Consider the following 24,481-nt stretch of genomic DNA (forward strand, 5'->3'; position numbering starts at 1 on the left):
GGGGCGCCCGGTCGGCGGAGGGCAGGCCCCGCCCTTGCACGCGGTCCTCAGGCGTCCGGCGCCGGCCCGGCCGCGCCGGTCCCTGCCGAGGGCGGCGGTGCCGGGTCGTAGTACACGCTGACCAGCGGGGCGATCGTGCGCCAGCCCAGCGACTCGTACAGGGCCCGTCCGTCGGGCGTGCCCCCGAGGACGCCGGAGATGGCGCCCCGTCCGGCCGCGGAGTGCTGCAGCGTGCGCATCACCAGGGAGCCGAGGCCCTTGCGCCGGTGCTCGGCGGCCGTCTCGATCTGGTCGACGACGGCCGTGGTACCGGTCGTGGCGATCTGCCCCCGGGCCGCGAAGGCGCCGTCCGCGGTCGTGATCAGGACACGCGTGACCCCGTCCCTCGTCCAGACGCGCAGCCGGTGCCCCTCCGGCGCGGCGGGCGGGGGCGCGGCCTGCCGTTCCAGGCGCGTCGTCATCAGGAAACCGGGCTCGTCGGGGCTCCAGTCCGGGCCCAGCCACTCCAGGACCCGCCCCTCCTCCTCGAACACTTTGAGCCACCGTCCGGGAACCCCTGCCGAAGCGGCGACCCTGCGGACGGTGGTCTCGCTGTTGTCGGTCAGCACGTGGCGGGTCGTGTGCCGGGGGTGGCCCACGTCCACCGTGAGGCCCCCAGGGCTCGGCCAGCGGCTCCGCCGCCCCGCGTGAGACGACCCAGCCGTCGACCCAGGCCCGAATGGCCTGTGTAATGGATCCTTGCGTCATGAGGCTATTACATCCGGCTGATCACCCAGGTGGTGGGTGGTATCGCTCACAGCGAACAACCCGGGGGAACATCGGCGACCTCCTCTGCATTGAGTCGGTGTAACTCAACTTGACTGCCGAAGGGGAGATCATGGCTGCCACGCCCACACCGCTCACCCTGCCTGTGCTGCCGCTCGACGACGAGGTCGTGCTGCCCGGAATGGTGGTACCGCTCGACCTGTCGGACAACGACGTCCGGGCCGCGGTGGAGGCCGCCCAGGCAGCAGCTCGAGCGGAGCCCGGAAAGCCGCGGGTGCTGCTCGTCCCCCGGATCGACGGCACATACGCCGCCACCGGCGTGCTCGGCACCGTCGAGCAGGTGGGACGGCTTTCCGACGGAGACCCCGGCGCTCTGATCCGGGGCCACAGCCGGGTACGCGTCGGTGCCGGTACCACCGGCCCCGGTGCCGCCCTCTGGATCCAGGGCACCCTCATCGACGAGCAGATGCCCGACCCGCTGCCGGGTTCGGTCACGGAGCTCGTGAAGGAATACAAGGCCCTCGCCACCAGCTGGCTGCGCAAGCGCGGAGCCTGGCAGGTCGTGGACCGCGTCCAGCAGATCGACGACGTCCCGACGCTCGCCGACAACGCCGGCTACTCGCCCTTCCTGTCCATCGCGCAGAAGATCGAGCTGCTGGAGACCAGCGACCCGGTCGCCCGGCTCAAGCTCGCCACCGAGCAGCTCCGCGAGCACATCGCCGAGCAGGACGTGGCCGAGTCCATCGCCAAGGACGTCCAGGAGGGCGTCGACAGGCAGCAGCGCGAGTTCCTGCTGCGGCGCCAGCTGGACGCCGTGCGCAAGGAGCTGCGCGAGCTCAACGGCGAGAGCGACGGCGACGAGTCCGACGACTACCGGTCCCGGGTCGAGACCGCCGACCTTCCGGAGCAGGTCCGCGAGGCCGCCCTCAAGGAGGTCGAGAAGCTCGAGCGGGCCAGCGACCAGAGCCCCGAGGGCTCCTGGATCCGCACCTGGCTCGACACCGTGCTCGAACTGCCGTGGAACGAGCACACGGAGGACGCGTACGACATCCGGGGCGCCAAGGCCGTCCTGGACGCCGAGCACGCGGGCCTGGACGACGTGAAGGAACGGATCACCGAGTACCTGGCGGTGCGCAAGCGGCGCTCCGACCGCGGGCTCGGCGTGGTCGGCGGCCGGCGGGGCGGCGCCGTCCTCGCACTGGTCGGCCCGCCCGGCGTCGGCAAGACCTCGCTCGGCGAGTCCGTCGCGCACGCGATGGGGCGGAAGTTCGTCCGCGTCGCGCTCGGCGGTGTCCGGGACGAGGCGGAGATCCGCGGTCACCGGCGCACCTACGTCGGCGCGCTGCCGGGCCGGATCGTCCGCGCGATCAAGGAGGCCGGGTCCATGAACCCGGTCGTCCTCCTCGACGAGATCGACAAGGTGGGCTCCGACTTCCGCGGTGACCCGGCGGCGGCGCTGCTCGAGGTCCTGGACCCGGCGCAGAACCACACGTTCCGCGACCACTACCTGGAGGTCGAGCTCGACCTGTCCGACGTGGTCTTCCTGGCCACGGCCAACGTCCTGGAGGCCATCCCGGAGGCGCTGCTCGACCGGATGGAGCTGGTCAGGCTCGACGGCTACACCGAGGACGAGAAGGTCGTCATCGCCCGCGACCACCTGCTCCCGCGTCAGCTGGAGCGGGCCGGTCTGGAGCCGGGCGAGGTGACCCTCGACGAGTCGGCGCTGCGCAGGCTGGCGGGCGAGTACACCCGTGAGGCGGGCGTGCGGAATCTGGAGCGGGCGGTCGCCAGGCTGCTGCGCAAGGTCGCGGCCCAGCACGAACTGGGCGAGCGCGCCCTCCCGTTCACCGTCACCGACGGCGACCTGCGCGCGCTGATCGGCCGGCCGCACCACGTGCCCGAGTCCGCCCAGGACCCGGCCGAGCGCCGCACCGCGGTGCCGGGAGTGGCCACGGGACTCGCGGTCACCGGCGCGGGAGGCGACGTCCTGTACGTCGAGGCGTCGCTGGCCGACCCGGAGACCGGTGCCTCCGGACTGACCCTGACCGGCCAGCTCGGCGACGTCATGAAGGAGTCCGCCCAGATCGCGCTGAGCTTCCTCCGCTCGCACGGCGCGGAACTGGAGCTGCCCGTCGGCGATCTGAAGGACCGCGGCGCGCACATCCACTTCCCGGCGGGCGCGGTCCCGAAGGACGGCCCGAGCGCGGGCATCACGATGACGACGGCGCTGGCGTCGCTGCTCTCCGGCCGGCTGGTCCGCACGGACGTGGCCATGACCGGCGAGGTGTCGCTGACCGGCCGGGTGCTGCCCATCGGCGGTGTGAAGCAGAAGCTGCTCGCCGCCCACCGCGCCGGGATCACCACCGTCGTGATCCCCAAGCGCAACGAGGCCGATCTGGACGACGTCCCCGCCGAGGTCCTGGAGAAGCTGGAGGTCCACCCCGTCACGGACGTCCGCCAGGTCCTGGAGATCGCGCTGTCCCCGGCCGAGGTGCCGGTGCCGGCCGCGGCGTAGTCCGCGCGGACAAGCTCCCCGTCCAGGTGGCCGTGCGCCGACCCGCTCCCCGCGGGCGGCGCACGGCCACCGCGTTTCCCGGCCCGCGGCGCGGGGCGTGGCCGCGTACGGGGAGGGCGTTGGGGCCGAGGCCGTCCGGAACGGCCCTCCACCGCGGCGCTGTCCAGTGCCGTCGTCCGGAATCGCCGTCAGGGCCGAAGTCCGGCGCGGGGGTGCAGAACCGCCGTCCGGACGGCATCCGTTCGGTCGGCCTCCCGTCCGGACGCCGTCCCTTCCGGAGGGTGTCGGGGCCTGCCCGGGGACGGCGTTGCTCGGCGGCAGCCGTCCGAACAGCCGCGCGCCAGGGCCCCTTCAGTCGGCCGGGCCCCGGCCCACCCCCGCACCGGCCGCCTTCTCGTAGAGGGCCCTGGCCCGCGCCCCGAACAGCACCGCCGTCGACTCCGTGTCCGTGTCGCCCCCGCTCAGCACGCCGATCACCCGCCCCGGCCGCCCCGGACCCACGTGGTCCGCCAGCCAGGGACTCCCGCTCGTGCCGTCCCAGAAGCCCGCGCACTCGATCCGGAGCATCTCCGGGGGCTGGTCGGCGTCGTGACGGGCGTCGGTGGTGCACGCGATGGGACGGTTGGCCGGGTTGTGGTCGGCGTTCGGGTAGCCGACGACGGTGACCCGGCGGCCGGGCCCCGACGACCATTCGGGCCGGGCCGCGCCCACGACGTCCTGCACCTGCCGGCCCCGCGCGTCCGGCTCCAGCGTCAGGAAGGCGTAGTCGAACGCCTCGTCCCCCTCCTTGCGCCACCGGTCGTCGACCCGGATCGCGGCGATCTTCCACGTGCCGTGCGGCGACGAGCCCTTGCCGCCGCCCCGGAAACCAGGGGCGAACGAGAAGTCGCTCGCGTACGTGCCGTATTCGAACACGCAGTGCGCGGTGGTCGCGACGACATTGCCGCGCGGGCTGTCCACGACGCTCGCCGTGCACCAGTGGTCCTCGTCGTCGAGCAGCACGCCCACCCAGCTCAGACCCGCGGACGGAACGGCCGACGTCTGGGGCGAGGGCGCCGCGGCCCGCGGCGGCGGCTCGTCCGGCGCGTGCGGTGACGCGGAGTGCGTCGGTGCCGCGCACGCGGCCGCGGCGGCCAGCACCACGGCCCCCGACCACAGCGTCCGCCTGTTCCAGAGCATGGCTGCCCCGTCCCCGTCCTCGGTCAACTTCCGGCAGCCCCCGTCGTATCGCACCCGCGTGCCTGTCCGGCCGGCTCCGCCGTTCCCCGGCCGCGCGGGGCCGGCACCGCTGCCGGGTGCCCGGAGCGCCGGAGGGGCGGCCAAGGCGCAGGGAGCCGGCGGGTGAGACCGCGCCGAACGACCGTCACGCCCCCCTCGCACCGGCCGCCCTCCGCGAGCCGTCTGCCGATGATTGTCCCACCCGCCTCCGACCGGATCCGGCGGCGGGGGAATGGGGCCCTGGGCCCCGCACGGCCTCCGGCCCGCTTCAGCACGATCCGTCGAGCCAGCCCCGCAGGGTCGCCCGGGCGCCGGCCTGGAAGCGGGTCTCCGCGCCGAGCGACTCCAGCAGCCTGCTGATCCGCCGCCGTGCGGTGTGCACATGGACACCCAGCCGGCGTGCGATCGCCTCGTCCTTGAGCCCGGCCGCCAGCAGCGCCAGCAGTTCCCGCTGCTCCGGGGGCAGGGCCCCGCCCGCGGGAGGCTGCCCGGCGCGCGCCCCGCCCACCGGGGCCGCCCGGTCCCACACGGTCTCGAAGAGCGGCACGAGCGCGTGGCGCAGCAGCGCGTCCCCGACCACCAGCGCGGATGCCTTCGGGTCCGCCGCGTCTCCCGGGGGCAGCAGGGCGGTCCGCCGGTCGACGGCGATCAGCCGGGTCGGTACGGCAGGGGCCACGCGGGCCCGCAGCCCGCGTGCCACGAGCGCGTTGAGCGTGCGGATCCGCTCCGGGGCGGCGAGCCCGTCCCGGTCCAGGACCGTCCGCACGGTCACCCCGCGGTCCAGCAGTCCCTCGATGCCGGCCCCCGGCACGTGGAAGGTCCCGTGTCCCCGCCCGCCCTTGGCGTACGGGGGGCGGTCCAGGATGACCACCTCGCGCTCCGCGGACGCGAGCAGGTCGTCGGCGCGTTTCCCGATCGCGCGCTGCCCCGTGATCACTTCGATGCCGCCGGCGCGGGCGGCCGGTGCTCCCGCCGTCAGCCGTCCCGCGAGCTGATCGGCGGTCATCCGTAATCGCTCCAGTTCGGCCGATTTCATATGCAGTTCGGCCTGGCGGCGATGGATGAGAGTACGGATCGCGGCGGCCGGCGCGGCCGGGCGGGGCAGCGTCCCGCCCCCGCGCGGCGGCAGTGCGAGGCCGTGCTCCACGAGCCGGTCGAGCGCCGCGTCCACTTCGTCCCTGGGCAGCCGGAGGTGCCGGGCCAACTCCTCGGCCCCCTCCGCCCGTTCCTCCAGCAGGGCTTCGTACGCGCGCTCCTCGGTCGCCCCCAAACCGAGGTAGTGCAACTCCGCCTCGATCATGCAGGGGATTCTCACTCTGCCTTCACAGAACACACAAGTGGGCATGTCCACTTCTCAACGCACCTGCCGCATTGATCGGTTGACGCCTCACGGGTTGCATGGCCATGACCACCTGAACCGGCTTATCAGCACGTGGGAGGGGTACGTACTGTGCGCAAGCCCAGGCACAACCAGGGAAGACCGGCATCCGGCATCACCAGGGGGACAGGGGCCGCGGCGCTCCTGGCCGCTGCCGGTCTCCTGATCACCGCGGTTCCGGCCCAGGCGGCGACCCCGCCGCCGGCACCGCCCGTCGAGGTCGTCCCCGGGGAGGACACCGCGACACCCGCTCTCGTCGAAGGGCTGCACGAGCCCGTGGACGCCAAGGCCGCTCCGGCGGACGCGGCCCGCGGGCACCTCGCGGCGAAGGAGAGCCGCTACCGCATCGCCGAGCCGCGCCGGGACCTGACACCCGTCCGGACCGTGAAGCGGGGTGCGGACGAGACCGTACGGCTCCAGCAGAAGCACCGGGGCGTACCCGTGCTCGGCGGCCAGTACGTCGTGCGGATGGAGAGTTCCGGCGGCAAGCGCGTCGTCACCGGCACCTCCGGCAAGTACTTCACGGGGCTGACCACCGGCACCGAGGCGACGGTCGCCGAGGACGTGGCGGTGCGCCGCGCGGTGAGTGCCACGGCGGCCCGGCTCGGCAACTCCCGGCTCACCAAGGCCGACGCCATCCGCAAGGAGGGCGAGAAGTCGCAGAAGGCGCAGGCCCTCACCGGCACTGCGGGCGGCCTCGTCGTCATCCCGCGCGGCGAGGGCGTCCTGGCCCGCCATGTGACGGTGCGCGGCACGAACCCGGTGACCGGCGAGCCGGTGCTGGAGGAGGTGTACGTCGACGCGCGGTCCGGATTCCCGGTGCTGCAGTACAGCGGCATCAAGTCCGTCACCGGCCCGAAGGCCGCCTCCGCGCGGCCGGCCGCGGCGGGCACCGCGACGGCGGGTGCCGCGGCCGACGAGCCCGCCGCCCCCGCCGCCAGGGGCAGCGGCCTGCGCCTCGACGGCGGCAAGGTCGACCTGGAGCTCAGCTTCGACGCGGCGAGCGGCCGGTACGGCATGACCGACCACGCCCGCATGGCCGACACCAGCAAGAACACCCTCAGCACCTGGGACGCGTCCAGCCAGGACGTCGGCGACGTCTCGGGCCAGTGGCCCAGCGGCATCAAGGTGTTCGAGTCCCCGACCGCCGAGTTCGGCAAGGCGGCCACCGAAGCGGGCGCGGTCGACGCGCACTGGGCGGCCGGACAGGTCTACGACTACTACAAGAAGCAGCACGGCCGGAACGGCCTCGACGGCCGGGGCTCCACCGTGAACTCGCTGGTCGGCGTGACCCTCTTCGGCGGCTCGTACGTCAACGCCTTCTGGGACGGCCAGAAGATGGTGTACGGCTCGGGCGACGAGGAGTTCAAGCCCCTCTCCGCCGATCTCGACGTCGTGGGACACGAGATGACCCACGGAGTCGTGGAGAACACCGCCAACCTCGTCTACGCCGGCCAGTCCGGTGCGCTGAACGAGGCCGTCGCCGACTACTTCGGCAACGCGATCGACGTCACCGCCTCCGGCCGGTCCATGGACGACCCGGACGCCGGCCTCATCGGCGAGGACCTGTGCCGCACCAAGAGCGCGCGGGAGTGCGCCCTGCGCGACCTCGACGACGGCGCCACCACCTCGAAGAACTTCCTCGGGGTGACGTTCGGCACCGACAACGGCGGCGTCCACCTCAACTCCGCCATCTTCTCCGGCGCGCTGTGGGACATGCGCCAGGACCTCGGCGGGGAACTCGCCGACCGGATCGTGTACAAGGCGCTGTCCGAGTACATGACGCCGCTCGACGGCTTCACGGAGGGCCGCAACGCGGTGCTGGCGGCGGCGAAGGACCTCGGCGTCACCGCGAAGCAGCAGAACGTGGTGAAACGGTCCTTCAGTGCCCACGGCATCGTGCCCGGCTGGGAGGACGCACTCGGCGTCGACACCGACCAGCTCCTCGGCAAGCTGAACATCAGCGGCACGGGAGTCCAGGCCGGCGGCGGCTGGTGGACGGCGTCGCAGTCCAACGACGACGGCTCCGAGCCGTACTCGGTCTACGCGGGCCGGGCGGACGGCTCCGGCAACCCCAAGCTGATCAGCCCGAACGACGGACGCTTCCACGTGTACCCGGCGACGGACGGCAAGACCGTCGTCTGGGCCGCCTACGGCACGACGAGCCTGGACATCCTCTCCCGTCCGCTCGCCGGCGGCCCCATCAAGAAGCTGTACACCTCGACCAGCGACATCTCGGGGCTGCGGGTCGAGAACGGCGTCGTCGTCTTCGAGAGCTTCGGCATCTTCGGCGACCGCCACGTCGCCTACCTCCGGCCCGGCGACGCCCGGCCCACGTACGCCGACGGCGGCAGCTTCTTCCTGGCCACGGCACTCCCGTCGATCTCGCAGGGCAGGATCGCGTACGCCAAGCTCTACCCGGGCGAGACCGACTACCTGCTCGGCGTCGAGGTCCTGGACCTCAAGACCGGGACCAAGACGCTGACGGGGCAGCTCGGCGAGCCGCAGAGCCTCGGCCAGACCGGCGTCAACGGCAAGCACGTCTTCTGGCTGACCGACGACAACCTCAACGACACCGGCCAGATGGGTGTGCGCCGGGCGGACCTCGACGGCCGCAACGTCTACGACATCGCCCCCGAGGCGAAGCCGCGGGCGCTGCACGCCGTCGACCTGACCGTGTCCGAGGACGCCGTCACCGTCAGCAGCCAGACGCCCGACACCCAGTGGCGCAACGAGACGCTGTCGAAGCTGTGGCAGCTGACCACGGACGGCAGCCGGCTGGAGCGCGTCTCCTGCAACCGCGGTGAGCAGATCTCGCCCGCCGCGGTGTCCGGCAGGCAGGTCGTGTGGCTGGACGGCACGACCGGCTTCACGGACCTGGTCACCCGCACCCGGCCCGCGGGTCTGTGCGGCTGATCCCTCCCGTTGACCGGAGCCCCCGGTGCGGCGCTGCCGCACCGGGGGCTCCGCGTTCGGGAAGAACGAAGCCGGGCCTCGGGCGCGCGGGGCGGAGGGGGAGCCGGTGCCTGCCGTTGGTCTACGCCTGCGAAATACTGGGCGAGCTGCGGCAACGGCGGCCGCCGAAGGAAACTTTCATCGCCGGGAAAGCGCGCGGAGGGTGCTGACGTGCACGGTAGCGGTACGGGGAACGGGGCCGAGCAGAAGGGAGGGAACGGTGTGGAACAGGAGTTCCACGAGTATCTCGCCCTGGAGCGGGAGTTGGCCGTCTTCCTGCGCCGCGCCCGGGCCAGTTCCGGCGAGATGGCCCGCGAGGTCCACCCCGAACTGGAGCCCGCCGCGTACGGACTTCTCGTACGGCTGGAGGAGTCCGGCCCGCAGCGCGCAACCGACCTCGCCGGCTACTTCGGCGTCGGCAAGGCGACGATGAGCCGCCAGCTCCGCGCGCTGGAGGAACTGGGTCTGGTCACCCGCGAGCCCGATCCGGCCGACGGGCGCGCCTCGCTCGTCCGGCCGACCGACGAGGGCCTCACCAGGTTCCGGGCCGTACGGAAGGCCAGGCGCGACCGGTACGTGCGGAAGCTGGCCGGCTGGGACCGCGGAGAGGTCGCCGAACTGGCCCGTCTGCTGCACCAGCTCAACGCCCGGTCCGAGGAGGGCTGACGGGGGCTCCGGCCCGTCCGCCTCGGGTTCCCCGCCCGTGCGGGACATGTCCGCCTCGGGTTCCCCGCCCGTGCGGCCCGTCCGCCTCGGGTTCCCCGCCCGCCCGGCGGGTCAGGCCTTCGGGCCTTCGGCGGCTGCCGGGTCCCGGAGCTCCGCGTACACCGCCGTCGCGTCGTCGTGCGTCTTCCAGCGCGTCGCCCCGCCCCGCCGTGCGTCGGCGGTCTCCAGCGCCCGCACGCGCTCGACCAGCCCGTGGGGCCCCTCCTTGCGCAGCAGCGTCATGAGGTCCGCCCAACTCCCCTCCTCGAAGAGGTCGGTCCAGCGGGACGCGCCGTCGGTGAGCGCCGCCACCGCCCGCACCTCCGCACGCGGGGTCGTGCCCGTGACCGCGTGCGCCGCCACCTCCGGGTCCGCGGCCGCGGTGAAGAAGCCGCCGTCCCGATTGCGCAGGGCGTCCGTCGCGCTGAGCGAGCGGAGGATCTCCGGCGGGATGCGGTCCAGCCGGTCGTCCAGCACGGCGTGCACGATTCCGTCCGGAGCCTCCAGCAGCAGTGTCGAGTCCGAGAGGACCAGGTGTTCGACCGTCTCCCCGTCCCAGCGCACGACGACCACGGTTGCCTGGGGCGTACGGACGTGAGAAAGGTCACAGCTCTTTCGGTGGGCGTCCGCGGTGCGCCGGATGGACGCGGCCAGCACGTCGGCCAGTGGCATATCCCTCCGCGAACCGGACAGTTCGAGCAGGGCTCCACCCAGGCGCGAGGTGAACCAGGGGACTCCGTGCACACAGCCGTCGTCGCCGCGGGGCGGCGTCACTCCGTCCAGAACGGCCAGCGATCCGCCCTGGCCCGAGGCGGGGAGGGCGAGCGACGCCCAGTCCTCGTTCGGGCGTTCGGCGGTGCCGGGCACGGTGACGAGTTCGAAACGCATGATCCCCAGTCTGTACGAGCCGCCACGATTCCTTCACGAAGCCTGCCAGGGTGTCCAATTGGTCTCCACCACCGGCTCGACCTGGGCCTCTTGTCGGAATCGTCTGCTCCTTCGAGCTGCGGGCGGGCATCCTGCCAAAGCCTGGGCCGAAGGTCCAACCGGCCCTCCACAAGTATGGAAAGTGCAATCGCGAACGAGTTGTTTGCCAACTCCGGAGTGATGTTCACTCGTTCGTGTGGCGGAGCGGCCGTTGCTCGTCCCCCTCTTGAAGCCGCTGGAATGGTCGTGGACCGTGCCAGGGGTGGGGGACTCTCGTGATGACCGGCCGTCACCTCTGCTTCATGGGCGGACGAGTCAGGAATGCGAGCACCGGTGCAGAAGAAGCGGCCTCGGGGCAAGGGCAGCATGGGCGGTACGGCCTCTTCGGGGCCCGTGGCACCTCAGGTGCCTCCGTCGCCCGCGATCCCCTCGGCGAAGTCGGACGGTCCTACGGATCCCGTGCCCCCGGCGTTCACGGAGCCCTCGGCCGAGGCCCGGGCGGCCTCCGACCCCACGCTCCTCCCCGGCGGGCGCCCCGTGCGCGTACGCCGCCGGCTGGTCGCGGGCGTCGCCGCCGTCACCCTCACGGTCGCGGCCGCCGGTGCCCCGGCGATCCTCCTCGCCTCCAACGACCTGACCGAGTCCCAGCGGCTCGTCACCCTCGCCGAGCTCAACCGGCAGGCCGTCACCCTGGCCCACTCCCTCGCCGACGAACGCGACGAGGTCACCGCCTACATCGCGGCCGGCCGCGAGGACCAGCAGGGCGACAAGAAGGACCGCCGGGAGATCTCCGGCAACCGCAGCGCCCGCGTCGACCGGCAGATAGACGAGATCCGCGGCAACGTCCCGGCCGACCACGCCGACCTGCGCCGCGACCTCGGCACCGTGAACTCCGTCCGGCGTACCGCGCTCACCGGCAAGGGCACCGCGCTGGAGGCGTACAAGGCCTACACCGACATCGTCGAAGGGCTGCACGCACTCGCCGACGAGCTGGCCGAGAAGACCCCCGCCCGCGCCGCCGAGGCCACCCGCGCCCCGGCGGCCCTCGGCCTCGCCGTCGAGCAGGCGTCCGCCACCCGCGGCCTGCTGCTCGCAGCGCTGTCGGTGCCCGGCCCCGCGAACGACGGCCCCTCCTTCGACCCGATCACGGGACTGCCCGTCGAGGATGAGGACGACGCCAAGACCGAGGCCGCCCGCAACATCCTCAGCGCCGCCGCGCAGCAGGCCCGCGTCCGCGAGCTCGCCGCGCTCGCCGACTTCGACCAGGCCGCGAGCACCGCGGCCCGCGGACGGCTCACCGGCACCGTCACGGGACCCGACGTCAAGACCGCCGAGGCGTACCTGGCCCGCCTGACCGACCAGCCCGAGCTCTCCGAGAAGGACCGCAAGTCCAACCGCGCGAAGCTCGAATCCTCCCTCTCCGCGAGGATCGAGCAGATGCGCGGCGTCGAGTCCGCGCTCACCTCCGCCCAGGTCGAGCGTCTGGAGCAGCTCCGCGACGACGACGTCACCGCCCTGGAACTGCGCATCGCCCTGCTCGGCGGCTGCCTCGTCGTCGTCATCGGCATCTCCGCCGCCGTCGCCCGCACCCTCACGCGCCCGCTCGCCGTCCTCCGTATCGGCGCCGCCCGCCTCGCCGGCGCGCCCGAGGGCGAAGAACCGATCCGCTTCACCGGCCGCAACGACGAGTTCGCCCAGGTCGTACGGTCCCTCAACACGCTGCACGGCAAGCTGGTGGACCTCGGCGCCCGCAGCCGGCACCTGGACGCCGAGCGCGGTGAACTGACCGCCGCGCGCGAGGAGTTCGCCGCCCAGCGGGCCGAACTGCAGGAGCGCGCCGCCGAGGTCACGGAGCAGCTGGACAAGCTGCGCCGCACCGTGGGCCACACCTTCGTCAACCTCGCCCTGCGCACCCTCGGCCTCGTCGAGCGCCAGCTGGGCGTCATCGAGAGTCTGGAGGAGCGGGAGCAGGACCCGGAACGGCTCGCCACCCTCTTCAAGCTCGACCACATGGCCACGGTCATGCGCCGCCACAGCGAGAACCTGCTGGTGCTCGCCGGAGCCGAGCACGGCCACAGCCACCCCGGCCCGGTCCCGCTGGTCGACGTCATGCGCGCCGCGGTCAGCGAGATCGAACGGTACGAGCGCGTCACCATCCAGTCGCTGCCTCCGCACGCCCACGTCGCCGGGTTCGCCGCGGACGACCTGAGCCACCTCGTGGCGGAACTGCTGGAGAACGCCACGTCCTTCTCGCCACCGGACGCCCAGGTCCAGCTCTCCGGCTGGCTGCTGGAGAGCGGCGAGATCATGCTCTCCGTCCAGGACGAGGGCATAGGGATGGCCCCCGACCGCCTCGAGGAGCTCAACGCGCAGCTGGCGTCCACGGAGCGGGCCGACGACCTCGACCCCGGTCAGGGCGGTGAGGGACTGGGCCTGAGAGTCGCCGGGCTGCTCGCCCGCCGCCACGGCGTCCGCGTCCAGCTGCGGGAGCAGAAGGGCGGCGGCGTCGCCGCGGTCGTGGTGCTGCCGCAGGGGCTGCTGCCCGAGGGCGCGGCGACCGCCACGCGGCAGACGGCTCCCGTACCGGGTGCCGGTCCGGCGGTGAACCTCCCCGGCTCGGTCGCCGAGGCCAACTCCAACGCCCTGCCCGGCCGCCGTGGCGCCGTCGCCGACCCGCTGGTCGCCGCGGCGGAGAAGGCCGTCCACGACGCGGGTGCCGACGGGCCGGAGACCGCGCCCGGCGTACCGGGCCCCCGGCGGTCGCCGGAAGCGGAGACGGAGACCGGGACGGGTACGGGAGGCGGGGCGACGAGCTCCGGAACCGGTGCCTTCGAGCCGGTGCCCGGCGACGCCGGGGCCGCTCCCGAGCGCTCCCCCTTCGCGCCCGAGGCCGCTCCCGAGGCCGAGGTTGCGTCCGGTCCCGAGGGCCTCGTGGCACCGTCCTACGCCTCCGTGCCCGAAGCCTTCGTGCCCGATGCCCACGAACCCGGGGCCGCGGCGGCGCGCTCGCCCTTCGCGCCCGAGGCCGGCACCGGTTCGCGCGGTCCCGGCGTCTCGGAGCCCCGCCCCGAGCGCTCGCCCTTCGCGCCCGGCCCCTCGGACGCCCCGACCGGCTTCCGGCCGGGTCCCGGCGCCGGCGACGGGTACGCGCACGACGACGTGGACGAAGCGGCCGACGAGGACGCCGACGCGCTCCTCGCCTCCACCCCGGAGACGACCCTCCAGGTCCGTCTGCCCCACCCCGCCCCGGAGCCCGACGCCCACGAGCGCGGCGAGACCGGGGAGGCCCCCGGCCGCAGGCACGCCGCCGACGCGGCGGACGCGGCCGGGCACGGGACCCCGGAGGCCGAGGCGCAGGCGCACTCCGCCGAGCCCGCGGAGCCCGTCACCGACAAGGGCCTGCCCAAGCGGACGCCCAAGGTCGTCGCACCGCTCGGTGCGTCCAAGGAGCGCCGCAGGTCCGTCGACGCCGACGAACTCCGCCGGCGGCTCGGCGGCTTCCACCAGGGCGCCAAGGACGGCCGCCGCGACGTGGAGGCGGAGCTCGCCGACACCACCCGGACACAGGGCACGGAACAGAAGTCGCAGAGCGAGGAATCGGGGGACACCGTCGAGGAGGCACACAGTTGACCGCGACAGGAACCTTCGGGCTGAGCAGCGAAGCCCGCAACCTCCACTGGCTGTTGGGCAACCTCGTCGAGGAGGTACCGGGAGTACGCTCCGTCGCCGTCGTCTCGTCCGACGGACTGCTCCTGCTCTCCTCCGACCCGGCGCACAACGCCGCTCCCGCGACGACGCCCCGCCAGGACGGCCCCCGCGGCTCCAGCGCCGACCTCGCGACCATCGTCTCGGGCATCGGCAGTCTCACGATCGGCGCGGCCAAGCTGATGGACGGCGGCGGTGTCAAGCAGACCATGGTCGCGATGGAGGAGGGCAGTCTCTTCGTGATGTCGATCAGCGACGGCTCGCTGCTCGGCGTGCACGCCACCGCGGACTGCGACATGAGCGTCGTCGCCTACCACATGGCGCTCTTCGTAGGCCGCGCCGGACACGTACTCACCCCCGAAGTCCGCAGTGAGCTGCGCAAATCGTTGGAGAGCGCCAAGTGACGTCCGCCGCCCAGCCCGCCCCGCGGCTTCCCGTGCGGGGTGAGGGCAAACGCCCCGCCCGCGTCCGCCCGTACTCGCTCACCGGAGGCCGTACCCGCTTCGGTCACGTGCTCCTGGTCGAGACGTTCGTCGCAGCCCTGGAGGCGGGCGACGAATGGGGTCTCCCCGCCGGAGGCACGGGAAGGAAGGAGCTGACGAACGGCAACCTCACGTCCCGTGTCATGCCGGAGATGCGGGCCATCGTCGAACTGTGCCGCCGGATGCGGACGGTCGCCGAGATCTCCGCGCTGCTGAGGATGCCCCTGGGCGTGGTCCGGGTACTGCTCAGCGACCTCGCGGACCAAGGAAGGATACGCGTGTACGGAACCGGGCACGGCGACGGCCGTCCCGACCGCGCGCTGCTCGAAAGGGTGCTGAGTGGACTCCGTCGTCTCTGACCTCCCCACCGCCGCGGAGGACGAGAACGTACAGGCCTGGCAGAACGACCACACCCGCGCGCCGATCGCCACGAAGATCGTTGTCGCGGGCGGTTTCGGCGTGGGCAAGACGACCTTCGTCGGGGCGGTCTCCGAGATCACGCCCCTGCAGACCGAGGCGTTGATGACGCAGGCGAGCGAGGAGACCGACGATCTCACCGCCACGCCCGAGAAGCTCACGACGACCGTCGCGATGGACTTCGGACGGATCACCCTCGACGACGACCTCGTGCTGTACCTCTTCGGCACCCCGGGCCAGCAGCGGTTCTGGTTCATGTGGGACGACCTGGTGCGCGGCGCGATCGGCGCGATCGTGATGGCCGACACCCGGCGGCTGAAGGACTGCTTCCCGGCACTCGACTACTTCGAGAGCTGCGGGATTCCGTATGTCGTCGCCGTCAACCACTTCGAGGGGACCCCGGCCTACGAAGCCGAGGACGTACGGGAGGCCCTGACCGTACCCCCGCACGTTCCGGTTGTGATCATGGACGCGCGCAGGCGGATCACCGTGATCGAGTCACTGCTCGCACTCGTGGGCCACGCGCTCGACGCCACTCCCGAATAGCCTCCCGTCGCCCCCCGAATCCCGTACGTCTCCACCCCCGTACGTCCAGAAAGAGACGCGCCATGCGGAAGATCCTCATTGTCGGCGCCGGTCAGTCCGGACTCCAGCTCGCCCTCGGCCTTCAGGCCCAGGGCTACGAAGTCACCCTGATGTCCAACCGCACGGCGGACGAGATCCGGTCCGGCCGGGTCATGTCCACCCAGTGCATGTTCCACACGGCGCTCGAGCACGAGCGCGATCTGCAGATCAACTTCTGGGAGTCGCAGGCCCCGAAGATCGAGGGCCTCGGCGTCTCGGTGTCCGGTCCCGAGTCCCAGCGGGTCATCGACTGGGTCGGCAAGCTCGACGGCTACGCGCAGTCGGTCGACCAGCGGCTGAAGATGGCCGGCTGGATGGAGACCTTCGCCCAGCGCGGCGGTCAGCTCGTCATCCACGGTGCGGCGGTCTCCGACCTCGACTACTTCGCCCGCACGTACGACCTTGTGCTGGTCTCGGCGGGCAAGGGCGAACTCGTGTCCATGTTCGGCCGCGACGCCTCCCGCTCCCCGTACAGCGAGCCCCAGCGCGCGCTCGCCGTCTCCTACGTCCACGGCCTCGGCCCGCGGCCCGAGCACCCGGAGTTCGACGCGGTCCGGTGCAACCTCGTCCCCGGCGTCGGCGAGTTGTTCATCATGCCCACGCTGACCCTCTCGGGCCGGGCGGACATCCTGTTCTGGGAAGGCATCCCCGGTGGCCCGCTCGATGTCTTCCAGGGCGTGAAGGACCCCGCCGAGCACCTCTCCCTCACGCTGGAGCTGATGGAGAAGTACACGCCGTGGGAGTACGCCCGCGCGACGAAGGTCGAACTGACGGACGCCAACGGCACGCTGGCCGGCCGCTACGCCCCGACCGTGCGCAACCCGATCGGCCGGCTGCCCGGCGGCGGCCGGGTGCTCGGAGTCGCGGACGTCGTCGTCGCGAACGACCCGATCACCGGGCAGGGCTCCAACTCGGCCTCTAAGTGCGCCGCCTCCTACCTCGCGTCGATCGTGGAGCACGGCGACAGGCCGTTCGACGAGGAGTGGATGCAGGCGACGTTCGACGGCTACTGGGAGACGGCGCAGCACGTCACCAAGTGGACCAACGCGATGCTGGGCGTCCCGCCGGAGCACGTCCTCAACCTGATCGGCGCGGCGGGCCAGCTCCAGCCGGTCGCCGACCGCTTCGCCAACGGCTTCAACGACCCGGCGGACTTCGAGAACTTCTTCTTCGACCCGGACAAGACGTCGGCGTACCTGGCCTCGGTCAGCGGCACCACGGCCTGATCCCGCAACGGCTCCGCCCCGGCCCGCCCGACTCTCCGGGGGCCGGGGCGGAGCCGTTTGCCCGGTCGTCCGAGCGGCCTGCGGCGCCGTGACGGCGCACCCGAGGCCGCCCGGACGACGCGCCGGGTCGGTGCGGCCTTGCCCGTGGGCCAGCCGCTCCCATGGGACGGGGCCGGGGCCGGCGGGGACGGGCCGGCCCAGGGCGCCGTCTGCGCCGGCGAGGACGTCCCGTCCGCCGGCCGGGGCGCGATCGGCGTGGCGTCACGGCGACAGCGGCACGGCCGGGACGGGCGCCGCGGCCGTGCGGGCGAGCGTGGTGAGCTCCTCCGGGGAGAGCGAGGCGAGTACCTCCTCCACCTCGTCGAGGCGGTCCCGGAGCGTGTCCCGCTGTTCGCGCTGTCGCTCGGCGAGGGCGCGCTGCTCGTCGAAGGCCCTGCGGGAGGCCGCCGCCAGCGCGTCGGCCCGGCGCGCCCGCCTCTCCAGCCGTGTGATCGTCGCGCGGCTGCTGTCCGCCGCGCGCGACAGGAGCCGGCCCTGCTCCAGCGCGCTCCGGGGGTCGCGGGCGAGCAGCAGCCGGAGGTACGGGGACAGTTCGGTCCTGCCCTGGTACTGCCGACGCGCCAGCCGCCCCGCCTCGTCACGGCTGCGGGCGAGGGCACTGCGGGCATCGGCGAGAGCGGTGCTGAGGCGTTTGGTCTCGGCGGCCCGGTCGACGAGCAGGTCCCGGGAGACGCTGTACGCCTCGCTCGCCTCCGCCGCCTGCCGGAACAGACCCTGCAGCCGGGTGAGGGCCTGGGAGACCCTTGCCGGCACCGCACCGACCACCGGCCCGATCGCCGGTCTCCCCGGCGCCCCGGCCGGCCTCCCGGGTGCCCCGGGCAGGGGTACGGCGCCGGATTCCGTTCCGTCGCCGCCTCGTCCCGGGCCGGGCCCCGCGGACGGTACCGGTTCGGCGGCCGGCACAGCGGCCGAGCCGTCGGCGAGCGTCCTCCCGGCCGCCGTCGCCTCGTACGCCCCGGCCCCGAGCGTCGAGGTCCCGAGCGTCGCCGCCGCGACCAGTGCCGTCGCGCGGAGAGCTCGCAGCATCCTGTCCGACACACCATCACCTCCGCTTGCCCACGGCCTCCGTCGGAGATGATGCGGTGCGGTCCGTGAGACGGCCGCCCGAGTGGCCGGACCGGACCAACGCCGTCACCCGCCGCGGGTGGACCTGTCCGCCGCGCGGCGTGGCGGCTGGCCGTCCCGCCGGGCCCGTCAGCGGCCGACGGGCAGCGCGTAGAAGGCCCGGTCGCGCCACACCACGGCGGTGTGCCCGGCCACCACGCCCCGGTAACCGCCCACCGGATCACGGCCGCCCGCGTCCTGGAACTTCCACAGACGCGTGCCGTCGGCTGCGGCGAACGCCGTGACCTGCGTGGACTCCAGTACCAGTGCGGTGCGCCCGCCGGCCGACAGCAGCACCCGCGGTCGTCCGCCCCCGCCGGCGGCCTCCGTCGACTGCGTCCAGCGAGCCGCGCCGGACGCCGCGTCGAGCGCGTACAGCCGGTGCCCGTCCGTCGGTACGAAGAGCGTTCCGCCGTGGACGCTCCCCTCACCCGCCGCGCCCGCGGCCCGCCACAGCTGCCTGCCGCTGCGGGTGTCGTAGCCGTGCAGATCCGAACCCGCGGCCGCGTACAGCCGTCCCGCCGGGTCGCCGAAGACGGGTGCGCTCTGGTGGACGGAGCCGAAGTACTTGCCCCACAGGCGCTTGCCGCCCGCCGTGTCGTACAGGGCGAACAGCCCGCGTCCCTTGTTCGCCTTTTGCTGCTGCGGGGTCAGCGAGCCGCCGTCCTGCCGTACGAGGACTCCGTCGGGGCGGACCGCGACACCCTGGTACCGGGGCACGGCGTTCCGCCCGCGGCCGTTGGGGACCTGGGTGCGCCACAGCTCCCTGCGGGCCACGGCGTCGTAGGCGACGAGGAAGGTCCCGGGACCGGAGGTCCCGGTGAGCCAGACGACCGGTCCCTCGGCGGCGGTCACCGCGCTGACGTGGACGGGTGCCGCGGTCCGGTGGCGGACCGTGCCGTCCTGCGGCGACAGCCACAGGAAGTGAGCGGCGCCGATGACGAGGAGACCGTCGCCCGCGACCACGGGGCGGTGTCCCGCACCCGCGGCGGCGGACTGAGTCCACAGCCGGCGGCCCGAGCGCAGGTCCACGCCCGTGCAGCCCTTCTCGTCCGACACGACCAGCACGCGGTCGCGCCAGGCGGCGACCTGCGGCGATCCGCCGCCCTGGTGGCGGTAGGCCCACAGCGGCGCCGGCGGCACTCCGGGCAGCGGCTTCGCGGCCGGAGCCGGACCGGGCGCCGCGGCGGGGCTCTTCTCGTCCCCGTCCGCGAGTGCCACCCCGACGCCGCCCCCGACCAGCAGGCCGACGGCGCCCGCGACGCCACCGAGGAGCAGCGCCCGCCGTTCCGCGCCCGCCTTGGCCGCGAGCACGGACGCGGTGAGGGCGGACTTGGGCGCATCGCCGCCGTCCGGCGCCGTGCCCGTCGGCTGCCCCGCCCATCCGTCGTGCGCACCCGGCACGGGAGGCACCGGGCCGGGCCCGTGCGCCGGAAGGGCGGCGTGTGCGGCGGGGACCGGCTCGGACTTCCGGTCCGGAAGGGCGGCCGGGACGGCCGCTGCCGTCCAGCCGGACGCGGCCTCCTCCGGGGCGCTCCGGACCCGGGGGACGCCCAGCGCCGCGGTCGCCCTGTCGACGCGGCGCACTTCGGCGGGGGACAGGGCCGGGGTGTCCCGGCCGCGGTCCTCCGAGGGCCCCGCGCCCGGGGCGTCCTGCGGGGGAGGCCCGGAGCCGGCCGTGCCCGCGGTGGTTCCGCCGCCGGACGGGGTGGTGGCAGGCGCGGGGCTCGCGGCGGTGTCGTGCAGGGTCAGGCTCGCGCCGGCGGCGGGTACCGGAAGAGCGGTGCCGGGCGCGTCCTCCGGTGCGGCGGCGGGTACGCGGTCGCTCACCTCACCCGCACCGGCGGCCCGCGCCCGCTCGCTTCCGCCGGGGTCCCGCGGGGGAGTTCCCGCGCCGGACGCCGTTCCGGGCGGCAGGGCAGGCAGGACGGACGCGGTTCCGGGCCGGGAGGCGACCGGGCCGCCGTCCTGCCCGAGCCGGGCCAGCGCGCCGGCCTGGCCGGCCAGGGCCGCCGTCACGGATTCGGGAAGCCAGCCGTCCTTCGCCAGTGCCGCCGCGCCTTCCAGGGCGAGCGTCGCGGCGGCGCTGCCCGCGGTCGGGCGGTCCGCGGGGGACTTGGCGAGGCAGGACTCCACCACGTCGCGCAACCCGTCGGGGACGCCGCCCAGTTCGGGGGCGGCCCCGGCGATGGCCCGGCCGTCCGGGAAGGGCGTGGTGCCCGTGGCCGCGTAGGCGAGGAGGAGGCCGAGGACGAAGAGGTCGGAGGCCGCGCCGGGCTGCTCGCCGGCCAGCTGCTCGGGCGTGAGGTAGCCGAGCCGTACGGACAGCCCGCCTCCGGGGGCCGGCTCGGCGTGCGCGGCGGCGCCCAGTGCGCCGAAGGCAGAGAGCCGGGGCCCGTCGGCGGCCAGCAGGACGGTCTCCGGGGCGAGACCGTGCAGCACCGCACCCGTCGCGTGGACGCGGGACAGGGTCTCGGCGAGCCCCGCGCCCAGCGTCCGTACCGCCCGCTCCGGAAGCGGCCCGGCGAGCGCGATCGCCTCGCCGAGGGTCACGGCGGGCACGTACGGGTACGCGGTCCACAGCAAGTCCCCGCCCGTGGCCAGGTCCACGGGGGCGAGCACCCAGCCGCCCGCCAGCCGTTCCGCCGTGCGCGCCTCGGCCGCGAAACGGCTGCGGAACGCCGGCAGCGCCGCGAGTTCCGCCCGGGCGAGGGAGAGGACCACCGGCTCACCGCCGGCCGCCTCGTCCCGCCCCACGTACTGGACGGCGCTCGCGGTCGCCCGGAGCCGCGCCAGGATCGTGTACGGGCCGATGCGGCGCGGATCCCCGTCCTGCAGCGCCTCCTGCAGTGCCTCCATCGGCGAAGCTCCCCCCGTGGTCGTCGAACGACGTTGATCCTATTCGGCCCGCTTCGGCTTCGACCAGGGCCAGTTGAGCCTGCGCCGCTCCCGCCCCTCCGGCGCGTACTCGTACCTCCAGCCGCGCGGCAGCCCGAGGCGCTTGGAGTGCCCGGCGACGACCCGGCGGTAGGCGTACACGGTGTGCGGGCCGCCGTCCTCGTCCGGCACCGGCACCTCGTACCAGAGGGGAGGATTGCCGGTCGGCCCGACCAGCACGGGCAGGACCCGCCCGTCGAGCGGCCCGCCGACGAAGGGGGTGTTCTCGCTTCTCACCCGTCCAGTCTCGCGCAGCGGCGCCGTCCCGTCCCTTCCGGGGCCGGACGGGACCGATGACGGAGGAACCGGGGCCGGACGGCACGGCGTCCCCGGTGGGCTGCGGACCGCGGAGCCCGCGTCAGAGCAGGTGGCCGGCGTCGCCCGAGAGGGGCAGCACCCGTCGGGCGAGCGTGCCCACCGGACCGGAGGGGTTCTCCAGGGCGAGCAGCTCCCGGACGACGCCCGCGGTCTCCTCGTCGGTGGCCGCTGTCGCCGCGAGCAGGGCGACGAGATGGTCGACGAGCCAGTCCCGCAGCTCCCCGGCGGACGGGCGCTTGTCCTCGTCCAGCCAGATCAGCGACGCCGCCTCCACCGCGGCGATCCACGTGCGCACCATCATGCGCAGGCGCGGGCCGGGTTGCGGGAGACCGAGGTGGACCAGGATCTGCTCGGCGGCCGCCCGCCGGACCCCGTCCACGATCGCGCTGGTGCGGGACGTCTCGGCGACGCTGCCGCCGCGCATCAGCGCGCTGAACCCGGCGTCGTGCTCGTCGACGAAGTCGAGGTAGCGCTCCAGGACCCGGCCCAGCCGTTCCGTCGGCGGCCCGGTGGGCGGTTCCGTGAAGCACACGACGAGCGCGTCGGCGGAGCTGCGCAGCGCGGCCTCGTACAACTGCTGCTTGCCGCCGGGGAAGTACCGGTACACGAGCGGCCGGGACACCCCGGCGGCCTCGGCCACGTCGTCGAGCGAGACGTCCTCCGGCGCCCGGTGCGCGAACAGCGTGAGGGCGGAGCGGAGGAGCTGGCCTCGCCGCTCCTCCACACTCAGGCGCCGGTACGCGCGCGTCGCGGGAGCACTGGAGGTCATACGGGCAGCCTAACCGCCGGTCCGCGGAGCCGGAGGGCCCTCCGTGCCGGAGGGCGAAGTCCGGCCGCGGTGTGGCCGGAGAGAGCCGCTTGCGCGGGGCGGGCGTGCCGGTCCGGGCGAGGGAGCGGGTGCCGGACCGCGGGCGCTCCCGCGCCCGCGGCGTGTCCGCAGCCCGGCGGGTGCCGAGCGCCCGGGCCGCCCTCAGGCGAGGAGTCCCGAGCTCTTCCACAGCCGGCGGCCCGGGCCCCGGAGGACGCCGATGTCGTCGAGGAAGTCCGTGAGGCGCCTGGCGCCCGACTGCATCACCTCGCGGCGGTGTCCGCTCGCCTTCACCTGGGCCACGGCCTCACGCCGGTCGAGGCCGACGTTCTCGTAGACCTTGGGGTTGATGAAGCACACGGAGAAGACCCGCGCGGCCTCGCCGCAGCTGAGCCGGGTGAACTCCTGTTCCCAGCGGGGCGCGGTCACCATCTGGCGGCGCAGTTCCTCACGCGCGTACCGGACGTGGCGCGCCTCCTCCACCACGTGGATCCGCGTCACTCCCCGGACCAGGGTCTGGACACGCTCGTCGGGGAAGGTCAGGCGCTGCATCCAGTCGAGGATCTCCTCGCCGAGCAGCGTGGCCGCGAAGGAGCCCGGGGTGGTGGACACGGTCTTCAGGACGCGGGCGAGGTTGTGGTAGACCCGCGGCACCGGGTACGCGGGGGCACCGCCCTTCTGGATCATCTTCGCGAACATCATCGAGTGGCGGCACTCGTCGGCGATCTCGGTGAGGGCGTAGCGGACGTGATTGCTGGTCACGGACTTGTCGTAGATGTGCCGGACGAGCAGCTGCATCAGGATGATCTCGAACCAGATGCCGAGCGAGGCGAGGGACGCCGCCTCGTGCCGGGCCAGGTCCATCCGCTGCTCCTCGGACATCCGCTGCCACAGCGGGGTGTCGTAGAGGGACACCAGCTCCGGGGGCCAGAACCACTTGCCCTCCTCGATCGGGGCGTCCCAGTCGAGCTCCTTGTCGGGGTCGAAGGAGTGCTTGGCCGAGGACTCGAGCAGGCGCGCGGCGACCTGTTCGCGGTCCCGCAGGGGCCCGAGGGCGTCGCGGAGGAGGGTGAGATCGCGTTCGGTCACAGTCATGCCACTTATGAGACTGCTCGTCAGCAAGAGCGTCAATCCCCTGTGCGGCACTTGTTGACTGTGCGTCTACCAACATGTGAGCCTGCCGACAGACCGTCAGTTCGTCAGTGCGAGGCGAGGGAGCCTTTCGTGTCGACGTATGACCACTACACCAACCCGCCCCGGGAACCCGTCTGGTCCGTCCCGGCCGCCGGCGCCGCCCGCTTCAGCTGGGACTACGACAACGGCCGCGACCGGCTGCTCGCCCTCTACCAGAAAGGCAAGGACAAGCAGTGGGACGGCGCCAAGCGCATCGACTGGGACCTCGAGGTCGACCCGTACGACCCCCTCGGCACCCCCGACGAGGCCCTCAGTCTCTACGGAACCCGCCACTGGGCGAAGATGACCGAGAAGGACAAGGGCGACCTGCGCCGGCACTACTCCTCCTGGCAGTTCAGCCAGTTCCTGCACGGCGAACAGGGCGCGATGGTGTGCGCGGCGCGGATCGTCGAGTCCGTCCCCGACCTCGACGCGAAGTTCTACTCCGCCACCCAGACCATGGACGAGGCCCGGCACGCCGAGATCTACGGCCGCTTCCTGCACGAGAAGATCGGGATGCTGTACCCGATCAACGACAACCTCCAGGGCCTGCTCCGCGACACCCTCCGCGACCCCCGTTGGGACATGCCGTACCTCGGCATGCAGGTGCTCATCGAGGGCCTGGCACTCGCCGCGTTCGGCATGATCCGCGACACCACCGACAAGCCGCTGCCGAAGCAGATCCTCGCCTACGTCATGCAGGACGAGGCCCGGCACGTCGCCTTCGGCCGCATGGCGCTCCGCGACTACTACAGGCAGCTCACGGACGCGGAGCGGCGCGAGCGCGAGGAGTTCGTCATCGAGGGCTGCTACCTCATGCGGGACCGCCTCCGCGGGCTGGAGGTGCTGGAGGACTTCGGCATCCCGCGCCGGGAGGCCGAGGAGTACACCGAGCAGTCCGAGTTCCTGCACCTCTTCCGCAAGCTGCTCTTCAGCCGGATCGTCCCCTGCGTCAAGGACATCGGGCTCTGGGGCGAACGGCTCCAGAGGGCGTACGTCGACATGGGCGTCTTCGAACTCGGCGACTCCAACCTCGACCTGCTGATGACCCAGGACGAGGAGGTCGCGGAACGGCTGGACCGGGAGCGCTTCGCGGCGGAGGAGGCGGAGCGGGTGGCCGAGGTGGAGGAGGCGATCGCGGACGGGGCGAACTGAGCGGGTCCG

General features: G+C 73.5%; 18 protein-coding genes. 9 read left to right on the forward strand and 9 right to left on the reverse strand.

From position 1 onward, the window contains the following. Positions 1 to 47: 47 nt before the first annotated feature. Positions 48 to 608, reverse strand: a complete 561-nt coding sequence (locus tag BLT82_RS05330) for a GNAT family N-acetyltransferase (protein ID WP_342029396.1) — start codon at positions 606 to 608, stop codon at positions 48 to 50. 269 nt (positions 609 to 877) lie between these two features. On the opposite strand from BLT82_RS05330, the gene lon reads away from it, so the two are divergent. Beyond that, complete coding sequence (gene lon, locus BLT82_RS05335) at positions 878 to 3,280, forward strand: endopeptidase La (protein WP_093652617.1); 2,403 nt, start codon at positions 878 to 880, stop codon at positions 3,278 to 3,280. 351 nt (positions 3,281 to 3,631) lie between these two features. Here lon and BLT82_RS05340 read toward each other — a convergent pair whose 3' ends face one another. Both BLT82_RS05340 and BLT82_RS05345 read right to left on the reverse strand, forming a co-directional pair. Then, positions 3,632 to 4,459, reverse strand: a complete 828-nt coding sequence (locus tag BLT82_RS05340) for a trypsin-like serine peptidase (protein ID WP_093652618.1) — start codon at positions 4,457 to 4,459, stop codon at positions 3,632 to 3,634. A 307-nt stretch (positions 4,460 to 4,766) separates the two neighbouring features. Further along, a complete protein-coding gene (locus BLT82_RS05345) occupies positions 4,767 to 5,798 on the reverse strand; it encodes a helix-turn-helix domain-containing protein (RefSeq protein ID WP_093652619.1) in 1,032 nt (343 codons plus the stop codon). A 150-nt stretch (positions 5,799 to 5,948) separates the two neighbouring features. Between BLT82_RS05345 and BLT82_RS05350 the strand changes: the two genes are divergently transcribed. Next, entirely contained in the window at positions 5,949 to 8,792 is a 2,844-nt protein-coding gene (locus BLT82_RS05350) for a M4 family metallopeptidase (RefSeq protein ID WP_093652620.1), read from the forward strand. A 210-nt stretch (positions 8,793 to 9,002) separates the two neighbouring features. After that, a complete protein-coding gene (locus BLT82_RS05355; RefSeq protein ID WP_093652621.1) occupies positions 9,003 to 9,497 on the forward strand; it encodes a MarR family winged helix-turn-helix transcriptional regulator in 495 nt (164 codons plus the stop codon). Positions 9,498 to 9,608: 111 nt separating this feature from the next. Here BLT82_RS05355 and BLT82_RS05360 read toward each other — a convergent pair whose 3' ends face one another. After that, complete coding sequence (locus BLT82_RS05360) at positions 9,609 to 10,424, reverse strand: protein phosphatase 2C domain-containing protein (RefSeq protein WP_093652622.1); 816 nt, start codon at positions 10,422 to 10,424, stop codon at positions 9,609 to 9,611. Between the two features lie 372 nt (positions 10,425 to 10,796). On the opposite strand from BLT82_RS05360, the gene BLT82_RS05365 reads away from it, so the two are divergent. From BLT82_RS05365 to BLT82_RS05385, 5 genes are all read left to right on the forward strand, one after another. Further along, the gene (locus BLT82_RS05365; protein ID WP_404203018.1) at positions 10,797 to 14,093 is read left to right on the forward strand and encodes a nitrate- and nitrite sensing domain-containing protein; all 3,297 of its coding nucleotides are present in this window, start codon (positions 10,797 to 10,799) and stop codon (positions 14,091 to 14,093) included. Next, entirely contained in the window at positions 14,090 to 14,572 is a 483-nt protein-coding gene (locus BLT82_RS05370) for a roadblock/LC7 domain-containing protein (RefSeq protein ID WP_093652623.1), read from the forward strand. Before BLT82_RS05365 ends, BLT82_RS05370 begins: the two co-directional genes overlap by 4 nt. Then, the gene (locus tag BLT82_RS05375) at positions 14,569 to 15,009 is read left to right on the forward strand and encodes a DUF742 domain-containing protein (protein ID WP_093652624.1); all 441 of its coding nucleotides are present in this window, start codon (positions 14,569 to 14,571) and stop codon (positions 15,007 to 15,009) included. The genes BLT82_RS05370 and BLT82_RS05375 overlap by 4 nt, the downstream gene beginning before the upstream one ends. Beyond that, a complete protein-coding gene (locus tag BLT82_RS05380; protein WP_093652625.1) occupies positions 14,990 to 15,613 on the forward strand; it encodes a GTP-binding protein in 624 nt (207 codons plus the stop codon). The genes BLT82_RS05375 and BLT82_RS05380 overlap by 20 nt, the downstream gene beginning before the upstream one ends. A gap of 62 nt (positions 15,614 to 15,675) precedes the next feature. Further along, positions 15,676 to 16,917 carry a styrene monooxygenase/indole monooxygenase family protein gene (locus BLT82_RS05385; protein WP_093652626.1) on the forward strand — a complete coding sequence of 414 codons (1,242 nt, stop codon included), beginning with the start codon at positions 15,676 to 15,678 and terminating at the stop codon, positions 16,915 to 16,917. 261 nt (positions 16,918 to 17,178) lie between these two features. On the opposite strand, the gene BLT82_RS05390 is transcribed toward BLT82_RS05385, so the two are convergent. The 5 genes from BLT82_RS05390 to BLT82_RS05410 all read right to left on the reverse strand — a co-directional run bounded on the left by BLT82_RS05390 (position 17,179) and on the right by BLT82_RS05410 (position 23,239). After that, on the reverse strand, positions 17,179 to 18,003 hold the full coding sequence (locus tag BLT82_RS05390; RefSeq protein ID WP_143041470.1) for a coiled-coil domain-containing protein: 825 nt from the start codon (positions 18,001 to 18,003) through the stop codon (positions 17,179 to 17,181). 168 nt (positions 18,004 to 18,171) lie between these two features. Beyond that, positions 18,172 to 20,940, reverse strand: a complete 2,769-nt coding sequence (locus BLT82_RS05395) for an outer membrane protein assembly factor BamB family protein (RefSeq protein WP_093652628.1) — start codon at positions 20,938 to 20,940, stop codon at positions 18,172 to 18,174. A 39-nt stretch (positions 20,941 to 20,979) separates the two neighbouring features. Continuing rightward, complete coding sequence (locus BLT82_RS05400) at positions 20,980 to 21,255, reverse strand: hypothetical protein (RefSeq protein WP_093652629.1); 276 nt, start codon at positions 21,253 to 21,255, stop codon at positions 20,980 to 20,982. A 121-nt stretch (positions 21,256 to 21,376) separates the two neighbouring features. After that, positions 21,377 to 22,105: a TetR/AcrR family transcriptional regulator gene (locus BLT82_RS05405; RefSeq protein ID WP_093652630.1), complete on the reverse strand. Its 729-nt coding sequence runs from the start codon at positions 22,103 to 22,105 to the stop codon at positions 21,377 to 21,379. Between the two features lie 201 nt (positions 22,106 to 22,306). Continuing rightward, on the reverse strand, positions 22,307 to 23,239 hold the full coding sequence (locus BLT82_RS05410) for an AurF N-oxygenase family protein (protein WP_093652631.1): 933 nt from the start codon (positions 23,237 to 23,239) through the stop codon (positions 22,307 to 22,309). Between the two features lie 129 nt (positions 23,240 to 23,368). Here BLT82_RS05410 and BLT82_RS05415 point away from each other — a divergent pair, with 129 nt between their 5' ends. Further along, the gene (locus tag BLT82_RS05415; RefSeq protein ID WP_093652632.1) at positions 23,369 to 24,472 is read left to right on the forward strand and encodes a ferritin-like domain-containing protein; all 1,104 of its coding nucleotides are present in this window, start codon (positions 23,369 to 23,371) and stop codon (positions 24,470 to 24,472) included. The last annotated feature ends 9 nt before the right edge of the window (positions 24,473 to 24,481 follow it).

This window comes from Streptomyces wuyuanensis, assembly GCF_900103455.1.
In the GTDB taxonomy this organism is placed as follows: Bacteria; Actinomycetota; Actinomycetes; order Streptomycetales; family Streptomycetaceae; genus Streptomyces; species Streptomyces wuyuanensis.